Source organism: Streptomyces sp. UF-297 (assembly GCF_058245575.1).
In genome coordinates this window covers 1-1,033 of record NZ_JBSIBZ010000226.1, presented here as the reverse complement: position 1 = coordinate 1,033, position 1,033 = coordinate 1, and the positions used below count along the sequence as shown (strand labels likewise).

At 70.4% G+C, this 1,033-nt stretch carries 1 rRNA gene and 1 pseudogene; one reads left to right on the top strand and one right to left on the bottom strand.

Annotated elements, in window-relative coordinates:
• Positions 1–74 (top strand): 5S ribosomal RNA (gene rrf / locus AC4IJH_RS43560); the annotation flags it as partial.
• Positions 75–104: 30 nt separating this feature from the next.
• On the opposite strand, the pseudogene AC4IJH_RS43555 reads toward rrf, so the two are convergent.
• A pseudogene (locus AC4IJH_RS43555) lies at positions 105–1,033 on the bottom strand (hypothetical protein); the annotation flags it as partial.

Genomic DNA, 1,033 nt, shown 5'->3' with positions numbered 1-1,033 from the left:
ACCCGGAAGCTAAGCCTTTCAGCGCCGATGGTACTGCAGGGGGGACCCTGTGGGAGAGTAGGACGCCGCCGAACAATCTTTGGAAGGACCCTTGGTCCCAGCGTTCACGCTGGGACCAAGGGTCCTTTTTTGTTTTTGCCGAAGCGCGCCGAACTGGTCGGTGCGCGAGAATGACTGCAGTACCGAAGACAGGAGTCACGCCGATGTCCACCAACTCTTCCGACGATCGCTCGGAGCGCCGGCCGCAGCGGCGGGACGGCGGTGAGCGGCGGGACTTCCGGCGCGACGACCGTGGTCCGCGGCGTGACAACGACCGTGGTGGTCAGGGCGGTGGCGGCGGTTACGCGCGCCGCGATGACCGGGGTGGCTTCCGCCGTGACGAGCGTCGGGACGGCGACCGGGGCGGTTTCCGTCGCGATGATCGTGGGCCGCGTCGCGATGATGAGCGCGGTGGGTTCCGTCGGGACAACGACCGTGGTGGCGACCGCGGTGGTTTCCGCCGTGATGACCGGGGTCCGCGTCGCGACGACGACCGGGGCGGTTTCCGTCGGGAAGGTGACCGCGGCGGGTTCCGTAGGGACCAGGGCGATCGGCCGCGTGGCCCGCGTCGGGACGACGAGCGCGGCGGGTTCCGCCGTGATGAGCGGCGTGACGGGGACCGCGGTGGGTTCCAGCGTGACGACCGTGGGCCCCGTCGGGATGATGACCGGGGTGGTTTCCGTCGGGACGACCGGCGTGACGGCGACCGCGGTGGCTTCCGTCGCGATGAGCGGCGTGATGGCGACCGTGGTGGGTTCCGTCGGGACAACGACCGTGGTGGCGACCGGGGCGGTTTGCGCCGTGATGACCGGGGTCCGCGTCGCGATGACGACCGGGGTGGTTTCCGCCGTGATGACCGGCGTGACGGCGAGCGTGGTGGGTTCCGTCGCGATGACCGGGGTCCGCGTCGTGACGATGACCGGGGTGGTTTCCGCCGTGATGACCGGCGTGACGGCGAGCGTGGTGGGTTCCGTCGCGATGACCGGGGTCCGCG